Origin of the sequence: Megasphaera sp. An286, from assembly GCF_002163455.1 — a bacterium.
In the GTDB taxonomy this organism is placed as follows: domain Bacteria; phylum Bacillota; class Negativicutes; order Veillonellales; family Megasphaeraceae; genus Megasphaera; species Megasphaera stantonii.
The window spans coordinates 12,524-30,824 of the sequence record NZ_NFIY01000021.1; the positions used below are offsets into that span (position 1 = coordinate 12,524).

The 18,301-nt window shown below is 59.0% G+C and carries 18 protein-coding genes; 16 read left to right on the forward strand and 2 right to left on the reverse strand.

Features of this window, described 5'->3' with window-relative positions; genetic code table 11:
• Positions 1–145: 145 nt before the first annotated feature.
• Positions 146–316, forward strand: coding sequence for a hypothetical protein (locus B5F80_RS11290; protein WP_158099977.1), 171 nt, complete (start codon positions 146–148; stop codon positions 314–316).
• A gap of 577 nt (positions 317–893) precedes the next feature.
• On the opposite strand, the gene B5F80_RS09375 is transcribed toward B5F80_RS11290, so the two are convergent.
• Positions 894–1,724, reverse strand: a complete 831-nt coding sequence (locus B5F80_RS09375; RefSeq protein ID WP_087478565.1) for a pyridoxamine kinase — start codon at positions 1,722–1,724, stop codon at positions 894–896.
• Between the two features lie 171 nt (positions 1,725–1,895).
• Between B5F80_RS09375 and B5F80_RS09380 the strand changes: the two genes are divergently transcribed.
• The 11 genes from B5F80_RS09380 (at position 1,896) to B5F80_RS09430 (ending at position 12,111) form a co-directional block, all read left to right on the forward strand.
• Positions 1,896–2,351 carry an NUDIX hydrolase gene (locus B5F80_RS09380; RefSeq protein ID WP_087478566.1) on the forward strand — a complete coding sequence of 152 codons (456 nt, stop codon included), beginning with the start codon at positions 1,896–1,898 and terminating at the stop codon, positions 2,349–2,351.
• Between the two features lie 10 nt (positions 2,352–2,361).
• Positions 2,362–3,828: an aminotransferase class I/II-fold pyridoxal phosphate-dependent enzyme gene (locus B5F80_RS09385; RefSeq protein WP_087478567.1), complete on the forward strand. Its 1,467-nt coding sequence runs from the start codon at positions 2,362–2,364 to the stop codon at positions 3,826–3,828.
• A gap of 5 nt (positions 3,829–3,833) precedes the next feature.
• Positions 3,834–4,508, forward strand: a complete 675-nt coding sequence (locus B5F80_RS09390) for a thymidylate kinase (RefSeq protein WP_087478568.1) — start codon at positions 3,834–3,836, stop codon at positions 4,506–4,508.
• 103 nt (positions 4,509–4,611) lie between these two features.
• Positions 4,612–5,601 carry an AAA family ATPase gene (locus tag B5F80_RS09395; protein WP_087478569.1) on the forward strand — a complete coding sequence of 330 codons (990 nt, stop codon included), beginning with the start codon at positions 4,612–4,614 and terminating at the stop codon, positions 5,599–5,601.
• Complete coding sequence (locus B5F80_RS09400; RefSeq protein ID WP_087478570.1) at positions 5,602–6,441, forward strand: stage 0 sporulation family protein; 840 nt, start codon at positions 5,602–5,604, stop codon at positions 6,439–6,441.
• Positions 6,434–7,168, forward strand: a complete 735-nt coding sequence (locus tag B5F80_RS09405) for a methyltransferase domain-containing protein (RefSeq protein WP_087478571.1) — start codon at positions 6,434–6,436, stop codon at positions 7,166–7,168. The genes B5F80_RS09400 and B5F80_RS09405 overlap by 8 nt, the downstream gene beginning before the upstream one ends.
• A gap of 15 nt (positions 7,169–7,183) precedes the next feature.
• Positions 7,184–8,029, forward strand: a complete 846-nt coding sequence (gene rsmI / locus B5F80_RS09410; protein ID WP_087478572.1) for a 16S rRNA (cytidine(1402)-2'-O)-methyltransferase — start codon at positions 7,184–7,186, stop codon at positions 8,027–8,029.
• Positions 8,030–8,065: 36 nt separating this feature from the next.
• Positions 8,066–10,003, forward strand: a complete 1,938-nt coding sequence (metG, locus tag B5F80_RS09415) for a methionine--tRNA ligase (protein WP_087478573.1) — start codon at positions 8,066–8,068, stop codon at positions 10,001–10,003.
• Complete coding sequence (locus B5F80_RS09420) at positions 10,003–10,782, forward strand: TatD family hydrolase (RefSeq protein ID WP_087478574.1); 780 nt, start codon at positions 10,003–10,005, stop codon at positions 10,780–10,782. The genes metG and B5F80_RS09420 overlap by 1 nt, the downstream gene beginning before the upstream one ends.
• A complete protein-coding gene (locus tag B5F80_RS09425; protein WP_087478575.1) occupies positions 10,779–11,042 on the forward strand; it encodes a TIGR04076 family protein in 264 nt (87 codons plus the stop codon). The genes B5F80_RS09420 and B5F80_RS09425 overlap by 4 nt, the downstream gene beginning before the upstream one ends.
• A gap of 85 nt (positions 11,043–11,127) precedes the next feature.
• On the forward strand, positions 11,128–12,111 hold the full coding sequence (locus tag B5F80_RS09430) for an MBL fold metallo-hydrolase (protein WP_087478576.1): 984 nt from the start codon (positions 11,128–11,130) through the stop codon (positions 12,109–12,111).
• 62 nt (positions 12,112–12,173) lie between these two features.
• Here B5F80_RS09430 and megL read toward each other — a convergent pair whose 3' ends face one another.
• Positions 12,174–13,376 (reverse strand): methionine gamma-lyase, encoded by a 1,203-nt coding sequence (megL, locus tag B5F80_RS09435; RefSeq protein WP_087478577.1) that lies wholly within the window; start codon positions 13,374–13,376, stop codon positions 12,174–12,176.
• A gap of 173 nt (positions 13,377–13,549) precedes the next feature.
• On the opposite strand from megL, the gene B5F80_RS09440 reads away from it, so the two are divergent.
• From B5F80_RS09440 to B5F80_RS09455, 4 genes are all read left to right on the forward strand, one after another.
• Entirely contained in the window at positions 13,550–14,482 is a 933-nt protein-coding gene (locus B5F80_RS09440) for a LysR family transcriptional regulator (protein ID WP_087478578.1), read from the forward strand.
• 177 nt (positions 14,483–14,659) lie between these two features.
• Positions 14,660–16,066, forward strand: coding sequence for a Na+/H+ antiporter NhaC family protein (locus B5F80_RS09445; RefSeq protein WP_087478593.1), 1,407 nt, complete (start codon positions 14,660–14,662; stop codon positions 16,064–16,066).
• 170 nt (positions 16,067–16,236) lie between these two features.
• Positions 16,237–17,004 carry a DeoR/GlpR family DNA-binding transcription regulator gene (locus B5F80_RS09450; protein WP_087478579.1) on the forward strand — a complete coding sequence of 256 codons (768 nt, stop codon included), beginning with the start codon at positions 16,237–16,239 and terminating at the stop codon, positions 17,002–17,004.
• A gap of 12 nt (positions 17,005–17,016) precedes the next feature.
• Positions 17,017–18,225 carry a four-carbon acid sugar kinase family protein gene (locus B5F80_RS09455; RefSeq protein WP_087478580.1) on the forward strand — a complete coding sequence of 403 codons (1,209 nt, stop codon included), beginning with the start codon at positions 17,017–17,019 and terminating at the stop codon, positions 18,223–18,225.
• Positions 18,226–18,301 lie beyond the last annotated feature (76 nt).

Genomic DNA, 18,301 nt, shown 5'->3' on the forward strand with positions numbered 1-18,301 from the left:
TGGTAAGGGAGGGGCGGAAACAGCGGCCTGAACGTCGATGATACGGCGGCGTCGCTTAGCCATGGAGATAACAGCGTATCTGTCGGAGCAGACGGAACGACGGTAACAGGCGATTTGAACGTGACTGGCGACTTGACTTTCAACGGTGGTCGGCCTCACCTTCCGCGTCGGTGAAGGCGTCTCGGAAGCCCCGGCTGTTAAGGATACCGAAACGAAGCAGCAGATGGATGCGATGAAGCAGGAAATCGAAATGCTGAAGGCAGAACTCGAACAGTTGAAGAATAAAGATACGGAAGGCACGAACGATAAGAACTAACTCCGTGTGACAGGGAACCATCTCTTAGGATACTAACAACGCAAAAGCATCGGGTTCAGGTATGTATATGTATCTGAGCCCGGTGCTTTTGTGCAATTCGCTGCTCGTTTTGTGTATTGCCGCTGCTATACAGGGGCGAACTTCGTCATCGTGCCTCCTCCTTTCCTTCGCAGGGCCGACGCCCCTTTTCTGCGTTGGTAGTTGCCCTTCAACATGAAATGGCGGCGTTTTCCATATACCCCCTGCATATTTGCAAAATACCCCCTATGCGTATATAAAATCGGCATACCTGCGGCATAAACCAGATAAGCTCCCTCCCCGCCATGCTGCAAAGCGGAGAAGGAGCTTATCTATTGTTGCTATTCACTTGTTGGTTCTCTTACAAAAGAAATAACCGCCCGTAGTCGCTAAACGTTGGCGGTATATTTCTACTGTTACTATTAGGGGCTATAACCGTTTGTCGGTGTAATGCCTCATTTTTATTTCATCTTTATTATATCGGCTATGGAAATCCTCGTCAAGGAATTTCGCCGCCCGGCTATGCATATCCTGATAACGGTCTTAAACAGGGACGACCTTATCGTATCAGGCGGGACAGGCAGGGTTCGAACTGGACGCCTTCGCGGTAGTCCGAGCCGGAGCGGTAGGTGTACTCGATGGCGCAGCTGACGAAATCCATGGCCTGCAGCACGGCTTCGTGGAGCGACGCGCCGTTCATCGTCGCGCCGGTCAGGACGCTGGCGAAGAGGTCGCCGGTGCCGCAGGTGCTGAAGGGGATGCGGGGCGTTGTGCTTTCGTCGAAGGTGGCCGTAGCCGCGTCGTAGCTGGCGACTTTGATTTCTTCGTTCGGAGCGGGCACGCTGGTGACGACGATTTTCTGCGGGCCCAGCTCGGCCAGTCCGCTGCATACTTCCCGGATGCGCTGGGTATTGGGAACCGTTTTGTCAAAGGGCGTGCCCAGCAGCAGGCAGGCTTCCGTGTAGTTCGGCGTGACGATGGTCGCGCGGCTGACGAGCTTTTTCATTTCCGTGATGATATCCGGCGTAAAGACGGGGTACAGGACGCCGTTGTCGGCCATGGCCGGGTCGACGACGATCAGCGTATCTTCGCTGGCGAAGCGGCGGATGGCGTCGGTTACGATGGCGATTTGGCCGGCGTCGGCCAGAAAGCCGCTGTAGATGGCGTCGTAGGAAAGGCCCAGCTCCTGCCATTTATCCATAAAGCCGTTCATATGGGGCGTAAAATCGGAAAAGGTGTAGTTTCCGTAGGTAAGGTTATTGCTGAACATGGCCGTCGGAAAGGGACATACCTGGATTCCCATGGCGGAAATGACGGGAATGGCGGCAGTCAGGGAACAGCGGCCGAAGGAACACATGTCGTGAATTGCAAGTACTCGTTTGGTTGCCATAAATATCGCGCCTCCTCGCGTAAACTGTATACCCATTTTACCGCATTATATGGCAGGAGTAAATGAGACAGATGGCGGCGATTCTGTATTCTTCGCGGCCAATCTACTCGCGGCGTCTGTCCTATGGTATAATAACAGAAAATCTGTTGGCATGGAGATGGAGGAATTAGGATGGCCCAAGAGGAACGGGTAATTATGGGACTGAGCGTAAAAGCCATGGTATTTTTTGAAGGGCGGTTGCTGCTGCTGCAGAAAAACGACGCCGAAGGGCTCCACCACTGGGAATTTCCCGGCGGCGGCCTGCATTTTACGGAGGATTTCGAAGCCGGCCTGCGCCGGGAGGTGCAGGAGGAAACGGGACTGACTGTGGATCTCGAAGCGCCTGTCGGCATTTGGAGCTACCAGAAGCGAGACGGCCAGTTTTTAAACGGCGTCATCTTTTCGGCCCTGGCAGACAGCGGCGATGTCGTCTTGTCGGACGAGCATCTGGCCTATCGCTGGGTGTCGCCGGAAGAGTTTCACACCTACCGGATTCACGGCTCCCTGCGGCGGTCCCTGCGGCAGATGAAGGGCTTTGCTTACGAGCGGAGCTACGAGCTGCTGCGCGATTTTTTAGCGATTGATTGAGGAGATGCAAATGGATAGAAAGAGACAGGAACGGGCTCCCTTTGTCGAGGCGCTGGAAGCCTACTGCCGGCTGGGCATGACGCCCTTTCACACGCCGGGGCACAAGGGCGGGCGGAGCAGCTCAGCGTATCAGCGCGGCCTGTTCGGCGACGCCCTGCGCCGCGATTTGGGGCTGATGTACGCGCTGGACGATTTGTTCCAGCCCGAAGGGCCGCTGAAGGAGGCCATGGAGCTGGCGGCGGACCTATACGGCGCGGGACGGACCTTCTTTTCCGTCAACGGCACGACGGCCTGCATCGAAGCCATGATACTGGCTGTCTGCCGACGCGGCGATTATATCATCATTCCGCGGGAGGCCCACCGGTCGGTCATGGGCGGCCTCATCCTGAGCGGCGCCATACCGGTGTACATGGAAAGCCGCTTTGCCGAAAAAGAGCAGATTTCTCTGGGGCCTGACCTGGAAAGCTTACAGGCCGCCATTGCCGCCTGCCCGCAGGCCAAGGCCGTCTTGTTCACCTACCCGACGTACGACGGCATCGCCGGAAATTTGGAGGACATGGCCCGCTATGCCCATGAGCAGGGGATGGTCGTCCTCGTCGACGAGGCCCACGGGGCTCACCTGCCCTTTTGCGGCGACTTGCCGAAGGATGCCCTGTCCTGCGGCGCCGACTGCACGGCCCAGAGTACCCATAAGCTGACAGGGTCTCTGACGCAGACGTCGATGCTCCACTGCCGCCGCGGTTTTCCCCTGACGGATAAGGTCGCTGCGGCCATGGCCCTCGTCCAGTCCACGAGCCCCCATTACTGGTTTTTGGCCTCCCTGGACAGCGCCCGCCGGCAGCTGGCCTTTCATGGGACGGAACTCGTCGGGCAGGCCGTCGGGCTGGCCCGCCAGGTGCGCTCGGAACTCAACGGCATAGACGGCCTGTATTCCTTTGGGACGGAAATCACGGCCTACGACGCCGTCGGGGCCTTCGACGAGACGAAGGTGACTATCGATTTCTCCGGCCTGGGGATGGACGGCAGGCAGGCTGAAAAACTGTTGCGGCAGGAGGGCGTCGAGGCGGAGCTGACGGCAGGGAATCACGTGCTGGCCCTTATCACGATGGGCGACGACGAAGAGTCGGCCCGGACGCTGTGCCGGGCGTGCCGCCGCGTCGCCGAAGGACAAGCGGGACGGACGGCAGGAACCAGTCATCGGATGGCGGAGCTGCCCCTGCCGGTCCCCCGCGTCGTCGTGCCGCCCCAGGAGGCCTGGAATGCCGAGACGGAGGCCGTGCCCTTTGCCGAGTCTTTGGGACGCGTCGCCGCCGAGACGGTGACCTTCTATCCGCCGGGCATTCCCGCCGTCGGGCTGGGAGAAGAGATTACGGCCGACGTCATGATATATATAAAGGAAAAATTAGCGCGAGGCTATAGTCCCAACGGCCCGGCCGACGGGATCCTCGGCACGATTCGCGTGATCAAAGAAGGATAATAGATATGAGAGGAAAATTGATTATCATCGAAGGCGGCGACGGCAGCGGCAAGGCGACGCAGACGGCTATGCTCGTCGAGCGGCTGGCGGCGGAAGGCCGGCCGGTGCGGTCCGTCAGCTTTCCCGATTACGACAGTGATTCCAGCGCGCTGGTCAAGATGTACCTGCGCGGCGACTTCGGCGGCGACGCCGACGGGGTCAACCCCTACGCGGCGTCGGCCTTTTACGCCGTCGACCGCTTCGCGTCGTACCAGACGCAGTGGAAATCGTTTCTGCAGGACGGCGGCATCGTCGTCGCCGACCGGTATACGACGAGCAACATGCTGTATCAGATGATTAAAATAGACGACGCGGCGGCGCAGGAGGCCTACCTGGACTGGCTGTGGGATTTCGAGTTCGGCAAGCTGGGCCTGCCCGAGCCGGACATGGTCGTTCTCCTGGACGTGCCCCTGGCGGTGACGGAGCGGCTCATGGCCGGCCGGACGGGAAAGACCGGCGGACGCACGGGCGACATCCACGAGAAAAACGAAGGCTTCCTGCGGAAGTGCCACGACGCCTACGACGTGCTGGCGAAGCGGTACGGCTGGCAGCGCATTGCCTGCGCCGACGGCCTGGCGATGCGCACGCCTGAGGCGATTTGCGACGACGTGTACGAGGCCGTCCGGGCCTTGTGGAAATAGGGGGCCGGAAACGGCTGAATTTGGCGGTGAACCTAGACTTTACCGCCATTTTTTTTTATAATAAATTAGTTAAGATGATTTTTCCGGCGACAGGAGGCAGGCCATGTACGAGCAGTATTTTCGGGATATTATCGGCCACGGCGCCATCAAGGAGCGGCTGATCCGCCTGATGGAAAAGGAACGCCTGCCTCACGCCATGATTTTTGCCGGACCGTCCGGCGTCGGCAAGACGATGATGGCCTTTGCCGTCGCGTCGGCCCTGGCCGGCCGCCGCGTCTTTGCCGGTCAGGACATGAAAGGCGACGGGCCCTTCGCGGCCGACGGAGACGAGGCCTATTACGTAGCGCCGCAGGGGGCGATGCTGAAGGTGGACCAGTTCCGCCAGCTCCAGAGCCGGCTGATACTGCAGGGACGGGCCGGCCGCATGCGGGTCTGCATCATCGACCACGTAGAGACGATGAATGCCGAGTTTGCCAACCGCATGCTGAAAATATTGGAAGAACCGCCGCAGGGCGTCTGCTTCATCCTCGTGACGGACCAGCCGTCTCTGCTGCTGCCGACGATCGTGTCCCGCTGCGCTGAGATCGCCTTCGAGCCCGTCGGCGACGCGGAGCTGACGGAGGGGCTCCTTCGCCTGCGCGGCGGCCGGCCTGCCGATTACGAGCAGGCCGTGGCCTGGGGCGGCGGCATCGTCCAGTCCGTCCTGGCCCATCTGGACGGCGGCGGGGGCCAGGAGGCGGCGCGGGCCCTGGAATTTCTCCGCATCGCGGCGACGCACCGCTGCCCCTACGCCAAGTGGCTGTCCGTCTGCGCCGATATGACCGAAACGGAAACGATAGAAACGCTGCGTTGGGCCGGCATGTTCCTGCGGGATATGGCCGTGCTGCGCAGCGGCGCCGAGCCGTCATTGCTGCGGCTGAAACGGCACACCGGCGACATGATGAAGCTCATGACTTATTGGACAGACGAGGCCATATTCGCCATGCTCCGGGCCTTCGACGAAGGCATGGAAGCGGCAGGCCGCCACGTCAATACGCGCCTTGTATGGGATTACGTCTGTATACAGTGCATACAGGCCAAAGGAGGTATTTAGTTGATAGTAGTAGGTATACGATTTAAACCTGCTGGTAAGATATATTATTTCGATCCGACGGGCATCCCCCTGGATTTGGAAGACGGCGTTATCGTCGAGACGGCCCGGGGCATGGAATACGGCTCCGTCGTCATCGCCCCGCGCAGCGTCGACTCGGCCGAGGTGGTGCAGCCCTTGAAGCCGATCATCCGGAAGGCCACGGCCAAGGACCTGCGCCAGGTAGAACGCAACAAAGAGCGGGAAAAGAAAGCCTTCGGCATCTGCCAGGAAAAAATTGCCAAGCATAAGCTGCCCATGAAGCTCATCGACGTGGACTACACCTTCGACATGGGCAAGATCATATTCTTTTTTACGGCCGACGGGCGCATCGATTTCCGCGAGCTGGTCCGCGATTTGGCCGCCGTGTTCCGCACCCGTATCGAGCTGCGCCAGATAGGCCTGCGCGACGAAGCGAAGATGGTCGGCGGCATCGGCTGCTGCGGCCGGCCCCTGTGCTGCGCCACCTTCCTGGGCGATTTCAAGCCCGTGTCGATCCGCATGGCCAAGAGCCAGGGCATGAGCCTGAACCCGACGAAGATTTCCGGTATCTGCGGCCGCCTCATGTGCTGCCTGCGCTATGAAAACTCCCTGTACACGTCGGGCGAGCTGAAATGCGCAAGCTGCCAGCAGAAGGCGGAGCAGCAGAAGCCGCCGGCCGTAGGCCGCAAGGTCATTACCGACGAAGGGACGGGCACGGTCCTGCGGGTCCACATGAAGGACCACACCGTCAAGGTACAGCTGGAAAACGGCCATACCATCAACGTGTCCTGGTCCGACGTGGCGGAAGTGGAACATGACTGATATCCTGCGGCCCCACGAGCGCCTCGACGACCTCGTATTGGACGGCATGAAGCTCATCCAGCGGGATGACCAATTCTGCTTTTCCATCGATACGGTGCTCCTGGCCCATTTCGGCCCGGTCCTGCGCGGCCCGGCTCTCGACCTGGGGACGGGGACGGCGGCCATTCCCCTCATCCTGACGGCCCGCGGGGCGACGGACGTGACGGGCGTAGAGCTCAATCCGGTCATGGCCGACATCGCCCGCCGCAACGCGGCCCTCAACGGGCGGGACGACAGGATACGCATCGTCGAAGGCGACTACCGCCGCATTAAGGAATGGTCGCCCAGCGGCCATTACAGCGTCGTCTACGCCAACCCGCCGTACCGGGAAAAGAGCCGCGGCGCCTACAGCGAGACCGACGGCATACGCCGGGCCCGCCACGAAGAGACGGCTACCTTGGACGACGTGATGGAAGCCGTCAAATACGCCTTGAAATACCGGGGGCGGTTCCGCATGGTCCACATTACGGAACGGCTGACGGACATACTGGAATCCATGCGCCGCCACGGCGTAGAGCCCAAGACGCTGCAGATGATTCACGGACGGCCCGATAAAAAGGCCAAGCTCTTTCTCGTCGAAGGCGTCCGCGGCGGCAGCGCCGGCTTAGAAATATGGCCGCCCCTCATCGTCCACGAAGCAGACGGCTCGTACAGCCGGGCCGTATTGGATATGTACGGAAAGGAATAGGGGAAAGGAGATACGATGGCTGAAGTTTTTCAAAAGGGAACGCTCTATTTGTGCGCGACGCCCATAGGAAATTTGGAAGATATTACGTACCGCGTCGTCCGCTGCCTGCGCGAGGCCGACGTCGTCGCCGCCGAAGACACGCGCCATACGAAGCAGCTTCTGGCGGCCTACGGTATCGATACGCCCCTGACGAGCTATCATGAGCATAACAAGGCCGAAAAAGGGCCCCAGCTCATCGACCTGCTCCGCCAGGGGCAGATGGTGGCCCTGGTCAGCGACGCCGGCATGCCGGCCATCTGCGACCCCGGCAGCGACCTCGTGCGGCTGGCTATCGAGGCCGATATCCCCATCGTGCCCTTGCCCGGGGCCAACGCCGGCCTGACGGGCCTCATCGCGTCGGGCATGGACACGACGCAGTTTACCTTTATCGGCTTTCTGCCCAAGACGCAGAAGCATCGCCGGCCCGTGCTGGAGCGCGTGAAGAGCTACGGCGGGACGCTCATCTTTTACGAAGCGCCCCATCGCATCCAGACGGTGCTCCGGGAGCTCATCGACGTCCTGGGAGACCGGCAGGCCGTCATCTGCCGGGAACTGACTAAACGGTACGAACAATATATGCGCGGCCCCCTGAGCCAGGTGACGCAGGAGCTGGCCGAACAGGGGGCGCGCGGAGAATTTGTCATTCTCGTCGCCGGGGCGACCGATTCGGAAGATACGCCTGCCGGCGACGGCGATTACGCCGCCCAGGTCCGGAAGCTCATGGATCAGGGCGTCGATAAAAAAGAAGCTGTCCGCATCGTAGCCAAGCGCTGCGGCGCGCCGAAACGCAGCGTCTATCAGGCTGCGCTCACGTTATCATAAGCCGGCTCATTTGCCGGCATAGGAGGAAAAGAACTCATGGCTGAAAAGAAGACCTATTACATTACGACTCCCATCTACTACCCCAGCGCCAAGCTGCACATCGGGCATACGTACTGCACGACCATCGCCGACTCGCTGGCCCGTTTCCACCGCCTCCGCGGCGACGACGTCTTTTTCCTGACCGGCTCGGACGAACACGGCCAGAAAATCCAGCGTGCCGCCGAAGCCAAAGGCGTCAAACCTATCGAATACGTCGACGAAATCGTCGCCCTCTTCCAGCAGCTCTGGAAAAAGCTCAACATTTCCAACGACGACTTCATCCGCACGACGGAAGAACGGCACGAAAAGGTCGTACAGAAGCTCATGCAGATTTCCTACGACAACGGCGACATCTACAAGGGTGAATACGCCGGCTGGTACTGCACGCCCTGCGAATCCTTCTGGCCGGAAAACAAGCTGCCTGAAGGACAGCACATCTGCCCGGACTGCGGCCGTCCCCTCGAATTGGTCAAGGAAGAAGCCTACTTCCTGAAAATGAATAAATACGCCGACCGCTGGCTGAAATTCATCGAAGAAAATCCCGATTTCATCCAGCCCGAATCGCGGCGCAACGAAATGATCGCCTTCGTCAAGAGCGGCCTCGAAGACCTGTGCGTATCCCGCACGTCCTTCGACTGGGGCATCAAGGTGCCCTGGGACCCGAAGCACGTCGTATACGTCTGGTTCGACGCCCTGGCAAACTACCTGACGGCGGCGGGCTACATCGACGACCCGGAAAAATTTGAAAAATTCTGGCCGGCCAACCTGCACCTCGTCGGCAAGGAAATCGTCCGCTTCCATACGATCATCTGGCCGATCATGCTCATGAGCTGCGGCCTGCCCCTGCCGAAGAAGGTCTTCGGCCACGGCTGGCTCATCGTCGACGGCACGAAGATGAGCAAGTCCCTGGGCAACGTCGTCGACCCCATCCCCCTCATCGAACGGTACGGAGCCGACGCCCTGCGCTACTACCTGCTCAAGGAAGTGCGCCTCGGTCAGGACGGCAACTTCTCCCTGCCGTCGTTCATCAACCGCATCAACTCCGACCTGGCCAACGACCTGGGCAACCTCCTGCAGCGCACCCTGGCCATGGTCGAAAAATACGAAGGCGGCGTCGCCGCCGGCCCGACGGTGAAGGAACCTGTCGACGACGAACTGGCAGCCTGCGCCGTCGAAACGGCCAAGCAGTTTGAAGCCCTCATGGACGACATGAAGATCAACGACGCCATCAACGACGTCTGGGGCCTCATCCGCCGCAGCAATAAATACATCGACGAAACGACGCCGTGGGTCCTGGCCAAAGACGAAGCCAAGGCCGAACGCCTCCAGACCGTCTTGTACAACCTCCTCGAATCGCTGCGGGTCATCGCCCTCCTCGTCAGCCCCTTCATCCCCGTCAGCGCCGCCGACATGTGGAAACAGCTCGGCTTGTCCGATTTCGACAAGGCTCTCCTTTCCGACGGCCAGACCTGGGGCGGCTATCCGGCCGGTACGAAGGTCTGCAAGGGCAATGCCCTCTTCCCGCGGTACGACTTGAAGGAAGAAATCGCCGAAGACGAAGCGGCCAAGAAAGCGGCCCAGGCCTGCCCGGCAGCGCAGGAACCGACGAAGCCGGAAATCTCCATCGACGATTTCGGCGCTGTGGATCTGCGCGTCGGCAAGGTCGTCGCCTGCGACAAGATTCCCAAGGCGAAAAAACTCCTGAAGCTGCAGATCGACCTCGGCACGGAAACGCGCCAAGTCGTCAGCGGCATTTCCCAATACTACGAACCGCAGGACCTCGTCGGCAAGAGCGTCGTCGTCGTGACGAACTTGAAGCCCGTGAAGCTGTGCGGCGTCGAATCGAAGGGCATGATTTTGGCAGCCTCCGACGGCAACGGCAACCTGCAGGTCGTCTTTGCCGACGGCATGGCGCCGGGAAGCCGGGTGCGCTGATGCTGTTCGATACGCACTGCCACATTACGTCGGGCTCGTATAACAAAGACCGGGAAGACATGATTCAGCGGGCCCTGGACGCCGGCATGAAATACATGATGTGTCCCGGTACGGACGTGCCGTCGTCTGCAGCGGCCGTCGCCCTGAGCCATCAGTACAAGGAGGTCTACGCCGCCGTCGGCATTCATCCCGAAGACGCGGCGTCGGCGACGCCCGAAGGCTTCGAGCAGATTCGCCAGTGGCTCCGGACGGAGCCGAAAGTCGTAGCCATCGGCGAAGTCGGCCTCGATTATTACTGGCCCGAGCCGTCCCATGAAATCCAGCAGGAAGTATTCATCGAGCAGATCAAGATGGCCCTCGAATTCGACATGCCCCTGGATATTCATGACCGGGAAGCCCACGGCGACACGATGGACCTCCTGCGCAAATACGGCAAGGGGACGCGAGGCGTCTTCCACTGCTATTCGGGGAGCCTCGAAATGGCCGAGGAGCTCATCAAGATGGGCTATTACATCGGCTTTACAGGTACTATGGTCTTCCCGAAGTCGACGAAGCTCAAGCGCATCGCCGCCGAACTGCCCATCGACCGCATCCTCATCGAAACGGACTGCCCGTACCTTACGCCGCCGCCGTACCGGGGCAAGCGGAACGAACCGGCCTACGTCCAGTACGTAGCCGACGAAATCGCCCGCCTGCGGGGCATGACGACGGAAGAAGTGCGGCAGATTACCCTGGAAAACGGCAAGCGCATCTTCGGCATCACCGGTGACGAAGGATGACGCGGCCGAAGATCAAGCTGACGCTCATCGATAAGAAGGGCCCCTGCGGATGCCATCGGGGCCACCGCATCGGCGATACCTTTGATTACGACACGGAGCGGGGCAAGCTCTGCCCCATGGCGATGCACGTCGCCTTTCCCTACGTCGATATCCTGCGCTATGGCGGCGCCATTCCGGGACAGCCCGAGGGCACGGCTGTCTTCTGCTGCCCCGACGCCGACGTCATCAACGTATTCAAAGCGGAAATCGTAACGGAATAACAACGAAGCAGCAGGCCGGTCCCGCGGGGCAGCCTGCTGCTTGCTATATCCTGTGATATTATTTGCTGCAAAGGAGCGAATCGGCATGATCCAACAGCTGTACCACAACCCCGACATCTACCAGATTCACGTAGATTTGCCGGACAACCCCCTGAAATACCTCAACTCGTACGTCGTCAAGGGGCCGACGCGCCACCTGGTCATCGACACGGGGTTCAACCGGCCCGAATGCCAGGCGGCCTTGTGCGGCGGCCTGCGCGAGCTGGACGTCGACCTGAGCCGGACGGACTTGTTTCTGACCCACCTCCACGGCGACCACAGCGGCCTCGTCGGCTTGTTTACCGCCGCCGGCTGCCCCGTATACATGAATGAAATAGACTATACCTATTTGTGCGACGAACACGCCGGACAAGCCTGGCAGTTCATCGAAGACACGTACATGAAGGAAGGCATGCCGCCGGAGGACATCAAGAGCCAGTTCACTAATCAGGCCCGCCGCTACTCGCCGCGCATCGATTTTCCCATCCATGCCGTAGCCGACGGCGACGTCGTGCGCCTGGCCGACATCGACTTTCACATCATTCACACGCCGGGACACACGAAGGGCATCTGCTGCCTCTACCTGCCGGAGCAGGAAATCTTCTTCACCAGCGACCACATCCTCTTCGACATTACGCCGAACATCCAGGTGTGGCCCAACATGAGCGATTCCCTGGATCATTATCTGGAAAGCCTGGAAAAGGTGCGGAGCCTGCCGGTCAAGCTGGCCCTGCCGGGACACCGCAAGGGGAATACGTCCATCGTCGGGCGCATCGACGAAATCAAGGAACATCACCGCCGCCGCCTGAACGAAGTCCTGTCCATCGCCGCCGCCCAGCCGGGCTCGACGGCCTACGACATCGCTCCCCATATGACCTGGTCCATGCGCGGCAAGAAGTGGCATGAATTCCCGCCGACGCAGAAATGGTTCGCCATGGGCGAGACCCTGGCCCACATCGAATACCTGCTCCATCACGGTCAGCTGCGCCGGGAAGAGCAGGGCGGATTGTTCCGCTATTATCCCGTATAAGGGAATGCAAAAAGACTCGTACTGCACGGAAGCGTACGAGTCTTTTTATGAAGAGGGGACACTTATTTTGCAATCAAGTTCAAAGCTTGTTCCAGGTCGGCGATGATGTCTTCTGCGTTTTCTAGCCCTACGGACAGGCGGACCAGCCCTTCGCTGATGCCGGCCATTTTTAATTCGTCCGGCGTGTAGGTCGAATGAGTCATGGATGCGGCGTGCTCGATGAGGGTTTCGGCGTCGCCTAAGGATACGGCCAGCTTGCAGAGCTTCACGTTGTCCATGACGACGGCTCCTTCGGCCTTGCCGCCCTTGAGCTCGAAGGAAATCATGCCGCCGGGCAGGGCCATCTGCTTCTTAGCCAGGTCGTACTGGGGGAAGCTCTTGAGGCCGGGATAGCTGACTGAGGCTACGGCCGGGTGGCCTTCCAGGAATGCGGCTACCTTCATGGCGTTGGCGCAGTGCCGTTCCATGCGGATTTCCAGCGTTTTCAGGCCGCGGGCGATGAGGAAGGCGTCGAAGGGGCTCAGGACGGAGCCCGTCATGTCCTTGATGCCGAAGAGGCGGACCTGGTCGATGTAGTCCTTGCGGCCGCAGACGAAGCCGGCGATGACGTCGCCGTGGCCGTTCAGGTACTTCGTCGCCGAGTGGACGACGATATCGGCGCCCAATTCGACGGGCCGCTGGATGTAGGGCGTGCAGAAGGTGTTGTCGACGACGACCTGGCAGCCCTCGATCTGGTGGGCCATGGCGCTGATGCTTTCAATGTCCATGATCTTCAGCGTCGGATTGGCCGGCGTTTCCAGGTAGACGGCCTTCGTGTCAGGGCGCAGGGCCTTCTGCACGGCGTCCAGATCGGTCATGTCGACGAAGGTCACGTCGACGCCGTAGCGGGTCAGGCCGTGGTTCATGAGGGCGAAGGTGCAGCCGTACAGCGTTTCGCTGGCTACGAGGTGGCCGCCCTGCTCCAGAAGGGTCCACAGGGCCGAGGAAATAGCGCCCATGCCCGAACCGGCAGACACGCAGGCCTCCGTGCCTTCCAGCAGGGCGATTTTTTCTTCGGCGACGGCGCAGGTCGGATTTCCCAGGCGGCTGTAAATGTAGCCGTCCTCCTGCAGGGCGAAGCGGCTGCCGCCCTGGGCGGCCGAGTCGAACACGAAGGTCGACGTCTGATAGATCGGGGCGGATAAGGCTCCGAACGTATTGGGCGCGGCTCCGCCGTGAATGGCCCGCGTGGCAAATCCTAAATTCATCAATTCCTCTCGTTTCATAAGTACCAGCCTCCTTGTCATACTATCGGCATGTATATAAATCCGAATGGCGAGGGCTTATCGGGCCCTCTTGCTATCTCAAAGTATATCAGCTATACTTTGACTTGAATAATATCGGGTAATGCCAATAAACCATAGATAAAAACTATGGAACAACGAGGAGGCGACAAAATATGACGCTGCAGCAGCTTAGGTACATCGTAGAGGTGTATAAGTGCGGGTCCATTACGGAGGCGGCACATCGGCTGTTTATTGCCCAGCCGAGCCTGAGCAAGGCCATTAAGGACGTAGAGGACGAATTTCACATTACGATTTTAAAGCGCGGCCGTCACGGCGCGTCGTTTACGGAAGACGGCATGAAATTTCTCCAGTTTGCCCATCGGGTTCTGGACGCGTCCGACGACATCTACGAGTATTTCTCTCAGGGCCAGCCTAAGGAAAAGGATATCTATCTGTCCGTATCGTCGCAGCACTACATGTTCCCCGTCGACGCGCTGATACGGTTCATGCAGCGGAAGGCCGGCGCGGCGGGCTACGTCGCGCGCATTCGGGAGGTCAAGACGCTGCAGGTCGTACAGGACGTCCTCGTGCAGGACAGCCAGATCGGGATTTTATATGTGTCCGACCTCATCGCCTCGTATATGCACCGGCTGTTTGAGAAAAACAACTTGGAGTTTATCCCCTTTTATAAATTCCCGCCCTACGTCTATCTCAGCAAGCGTCATCCCCTGGCGGGGCAGAAATCGCTGACCGTGCAGAAGCTGGCCCGCTATCCCTATGTGCGGTATGAGCAGGGAGGCGATCCCTATCAGTTTTCCGAAGAATTCGTCATACCGGAAATCTGCTCCCAAAAGGTCGTCTACGTGACGGACCGCTCGACGATGTTCAGCATCTTGTCCCATACGGACGCCTACAATCTGGGCACGGGCTGCCTGATTCCTTCCGTTGCCAGCGACGACATTACGGCTATTCCCCTCAAAGGGGAATTCGGCGGCATGACGATCGGCTGGATACAGCTCAAGAACATGTCTCTCAGCGCGGAAATGGAAGAATACATCCGCCTCCTGCGGGAATCGCTGTGCCAGGTAGCCCATGTCAGGACATAGGATATATCCTGGGATGAATTTCCTATCCATATAAAATATCTATGGAATACTGTTACGGATATATATTTTTTGTTTGCCGCCGTTCATGGTATCATGAAGGAAAAATACATATGCCGCGGACGTATGTATATCTTGCGTGAAGAGTTTGATTATTTTTATACAGGAAGGAGCGAATACATGGATATTAAGGAAGAAATCAAAACGGGGAAAAAGCTGCTTCGCCAGTCCGCCGTCGAGCCGAGCAGAAAGGCCCTGATTCCATTTGCTATTTTTGTCATCGTGTATTTAGGATGCGGCGTCATCTTGGAGTATCAAGGGGCGGACATGGCCTTTTATCAGTTCCCGGCGCCGCTGGCGGCGATTATCGGCGTCATGGCCGCCTTCGTCTTGCTGACGGGGAGCTTTGACGAGAAGTTTGAGACCTTCGTCCGGGGCTGCGGCGATTCGAACATCCTCATCATGTGCATTATCTACCTGCTGGCCGGGGGCTTTGCCGCCGTGTGCAATGCCAGCGGCTGTCTGGACTCGACGGTCAACCTGGGGTTGACCTATATTCCGGCAGAATACCTGGCTGCAGGGATTTTCCTCATTTCCGGCTTCATCGCCACGGCTACGGGCACGTCCTGCGGCAGCGCCGCCGCCGTCGGGCCCATCGCCATTGCCGTCGCCGACAAGGCGGGCATTTCCCTGCCCTTTATCATGGGCTGCGTCATCGGCGGCATCATGCTGGGCGACAACTTATCTATCATTTCCGACACGACCATCGCGTCGACGCGGACCCAGGGCTGCGAAATGAAGGACAAATTCAAGCTGAATTTCTGGCTGACCTTGGCGCCGGCAGTCATTACGGTCATCTTGCTCATCGCCTTTGGCGAATCGGGAGCCGGTGCGACGTCGGGGCCTTACGAATTCGACTGGATCAAGGTCTTGCCGTATATTGCCGTATTGGTGACGGCCGTTATGGGCGTGAACGTGTTCGTTGTCCTCGTAGGCGGTATTTTCCTGGCCGGGGCCATCGGCCTGTGGTACGGCGCGCTGGCCCCCTTGTCCTTTGCCCAGGCCATTTATAAGGGCTTCCTCAGCATGAGCGACATTTTTCTCCTGTCCTTATTCACCGGAGGCCTGGCGGAAATGGTCAGCCGTGCCGGCGGCATCGCCTTCCTGCTGGACCGGGTGCAGCGCTTTATCCACGGGAAGAATTCGGCCGAGCTGGGGATTTCGGCCCTCGTGTCCATTACGGACATCGCCCTGGCCAACAATACCGTGGCCATCATCATCAACGGCGAAGTCGCCAAGGGAATCTGCTATACCTTCCGCGTCGACCCGCGCCGCAGCGCCGCGTTGCTCAGCACCTTTTCCTCCATCTTCCAGGGCCTCATTCCCTACGGCGCCCAGATGCTCATCGTGACCAGCTTCGCCGCCGGCCGAGTTTCGCCGCTGGAAGTCATTCCCTACGCCTGGTTCATTTACCTCTTAGCCATTTCAGCTATCGTTTCGGTTTTCATTCCCTTTTCTGACGGCTTTATCAAGAAAGACCCATGGAACTTTGAAACGGGGAAGCCGCAGAGCAAGTCGGCTCTGTAATTTCATAGGACGTTCGTGCAGACCTGCCCTCGTATTGCCGGGGGCAGGTTTTTTCTGTGTGAACTAGTTGACCGAAAAAAGAATACTTTGCTATAATGAGTAACATAAAAGAACAAATAAAAACATAAAATTTAGAAATCTATGATATATGCCTTAAAGGAGGAGTACCTATGCTGCCTGTAGAACGACGGCAGTTCATTTTGGACGAACTGTATAAGAACAAGGCCGTGGCAGTAAACGAGCTGGCGCAGCAGCTCGGCGTCACGACGATGACCATACGAAGGGACTTGCAGCTGCTGGAAGATAACGGATTGGTGGAAAAGAGCCACGGCGGAGCCGTGCTGACGGAATCGCTGGTCAAGGAAGCGACGTATCACAACCGCAAGCTGGTGCGGATACAAGAAAAGCGGCAGATTGCAGAAGCGGCCCTGCCGCTCATCGAGTCGTCCATGAGCATTTACTTGGACGCCGGGACGACGAATTACGAACTGGCCGAATTGATCGCCAAGAAGCGCTGGGACGGGCTGACCGTCGTCACGAACGACTTGGCCATCGCCCAGGTATTGATGCCGGCGGCGGGGCTGGACGTGATTATGCTGGGCGGCTACGTCGATGAAGAATCGGGGTCGACCTGCGGCGCCTTGGCTACGAACATGGTCCGGCAGATGCATTTCGACTTGAACTTCCTGGGGACCCAGGCTGTGACGCCTGATTGGCGGGTTATGACGGCCAACGCCCAGAAAATTGATTTGAAGCGGGCCTGCGTGGAAGCCGCCGACAAGACCGTGCTGGCGGCGGATCATTCCAAGTTCAAAAAGCACAAGCTGCATTATATTTTTGACATCTGGGCCATGGATGTGGTCATCAGCGATTACGTCCTGGAGCCGGAGGAAGAAAAGCTGTTTCAAGAGCATAACGTGACGTTTATACACGTGTAACGGAGGGATAGCATGCATGAATTTGTTGTAATTGCCGACGATTTTACCGGCGCGAACGACACGGGCGTCCAGATCTGCAAGAAGGGGATTCCCGTGCAGGTGGTATTGGATGCGGCGCAGGTTGCCGGCAGCGAAGACAGCATCGTCGTCGATACGGAGAGCCGTGTCGTATCGCCCCAGGAAGCGTACGACAAGGTCTTTAGCGCCGTAAAGGCCGTCATGGCCTCCGGCGGCTGCCGCTATTTGTACAAAAAGGTGGATTCTACCTTGCGCGGCCATATACGGGAAGAAATCCGGGCGGCTATAGACGCCTATGCGCCGGAAACGATTCTTTTCGCGCCGTCCTATCCGGCCCAGGGACGATGGGTACAGGGACAGCGGCTGTATGTGCAGGGAACGGCGCTGCTGGATACGGAAATCGCAAAGGACCCGCGCAATCCGCTGCAGTGCGATAATATTGCCGAGCTGCTGGAGCCCTGTACGGGACCGGTTCGTCATTATGCCGTGTCCGATTTAGAGCAACAGGCCGTGGGCATTGGCGCAGGAGCCTATACGTTTGACGCCGTGTCGCCGGACCATTTGACGTATATCGCCCGGCAGGCCGTAGATTCAGGACGCCGGATTCTGTGGATTGGTTCCGCCGGCTTGGCGGAAGCCCTGCTGAACGTCCTGTATCCGCCGAAACCGGCCGTCGCCGTCGTCGGCAGCATCAGCGGCAAGACGATGGAGCAAATCGCCTATTGCCGGGCCCAGGGCATGCCTGTCGTTCGCATCGACATGGCGAAGGCCCATCAGACCGGCAGCATACGGGAAGAGCTTGCTCAGGCGGCGGCGCTCCTGAAGAGCGGTACGGATGTCGTCGTTACGGCGGCGGCCTGCCGGCAGGACTATGAAGACTTCGTCGCTTATGGAAAGCGGATCGGCTTGTCGACAGATGCCTTGGCTGAATGTACGAAGCGCACCCTGAGCGAGGCCGTCCCGCAGCTATTGCAGGAGGCCGATGCGGCGGGACTGTTCCTGACCGGCGGAGATACGGCGATCGCTGTCATTCAGGCCCTGCAGTGCGCAGGCTCACAGATTCAGCAGGAAATCCTGCCGGGATTTGTGCAGGGACGCCTTTGCGGCGGCCCATGGGACGGCATGGCTGTCGTCACGAAAGCCGGGGCCTTCGGCAGCAAGGCGGACATATGGGCCTGCATGCAGCGCTTGCGAATGCTGTAAAGAACATAAAGCCTAAATGAACGAAAAAGCTGCGGAATGGAGAAAGAATCTTCATTTCGCAGCCTTTTTGTTTGAA

What these genes read in the sequence shown, in the direction of transcription:
- B5F80_RS09375 (WP_087478565.1), bottom strand. Translation starts at nt 1,724, where the DNA reads ATGGCAACCAAACGAGTACTTGCAATTCACGACATGTGTTCCTTCGGC.
- B5F80_RS09380 (WP_087478566.1), top strand. Translation starts at nt 1,896, where the DNA reads ATGGCCCAAGAGGAACGGGTAATTATGGGACTGAGCGTAAAAGCCATG.
- B5F80_RS09385 (WP_087478567.1), top strand. Translation starts at nt 2,362, where the DNA reads ATGGATAGAAAGAGACAGGAACGGGCTCCCTTTGTCGAGGCGCTGGAA.
- B5F80_RS09390 (WP_087478568.1), top strand. Translation starts at nt 3,834, where the DNA reads ATGAGAGGAAAATTGATTATCATCGAAGGCGGCGACGGCAGCGGCAAG.
- B5F80_RS09395 (WP_087478569.1), top strand. Translation starts at nt 4,612, where the DNA reads ATGTACGAGCAGTATTTTCGGGATATTATCGGCCACGGCGCCATCAAG.
- B5F80_RS09405 (WP_087478571.1), top strand. Translation starts at nt 6,434, where the DNA reads ATGACTGATATCCTGCGGCCCCACGAGCGCCTCGACGACCTCGTATTG.
- rsmI (WP_087478572.1), top strand. Translation starts at nt 7,184, where the DNA reads ATGGCTGAAGTTTTTCAAAAGGGAACGCTCTATTTGTGCGCGACGCCC.
- metG (WP_087478573.1), top strand. Translation starts at nt 8,066, where the DNA reads ATGGCTGAAAAGAAGACCTATTACATTACGACTCCCATCTACTACCCC.
- B5F80_RS09420 (WP_087478574.1), top strand. Translation starts at nt 10,003, where the DNA reads ATGCTGTTCGATACGCACTGCCACATTACGTCGGGCTCGTATAACAAA.
- B5F80_RS09425 (WP_087478575.1), top strand. Translation starts at nt 10,779, where the DNA reads ATGACGCGGCCGAAGATCAAGCTGACGCTCATCGATAAGAAGGGCCCC.
- B5F80_RS09430 (WP_087478576.1), top strand. Translation starts at nt 11,128, where the DNA reads ATGATCCAACAGCTGTACCACAACCCCGACATCTACCAGATTCACGTA.
- megL (WP_087478577.1), bottom strand. Translation starts at nt 13,376, where the DNA reads ATGAAACGAGAGGAATTGATGAATTTAGGATTTGCCACGCGGGCCATT.
- B5F80_RS09440 (WP_087478578.1), top strand. Translation starts at nt 13,550, where the DNA reads ATGACGCTGCAGCAGCTTAGGTACATCGTAGAGGTGTATAAGTGCGGG.
- B5F80_RS09445 (WP_087478593.1), top strand. Translation starts at nt 14,660, where the DNA reads ATGGATATTAAGGAAGAAATCAAAACGGGGAAAAAGCTGCTTCGCCAG.
- B5F80_RS09450 (WP_087478579.1), top strand. Translation starts at nt 16,237, where the DNA reads ATGCTGCCTGTAGAACGACGGCAGTTCATTTTGGACGAACTGTATAAG.
- B5F80_RS09455 (WP_087478580.1), top strand. Translation starts at nt 17,017, where the DNA reads ATGCATGAATTTGTTGTAATTGCCGACGATTTTACCGGCGCGAACGAC.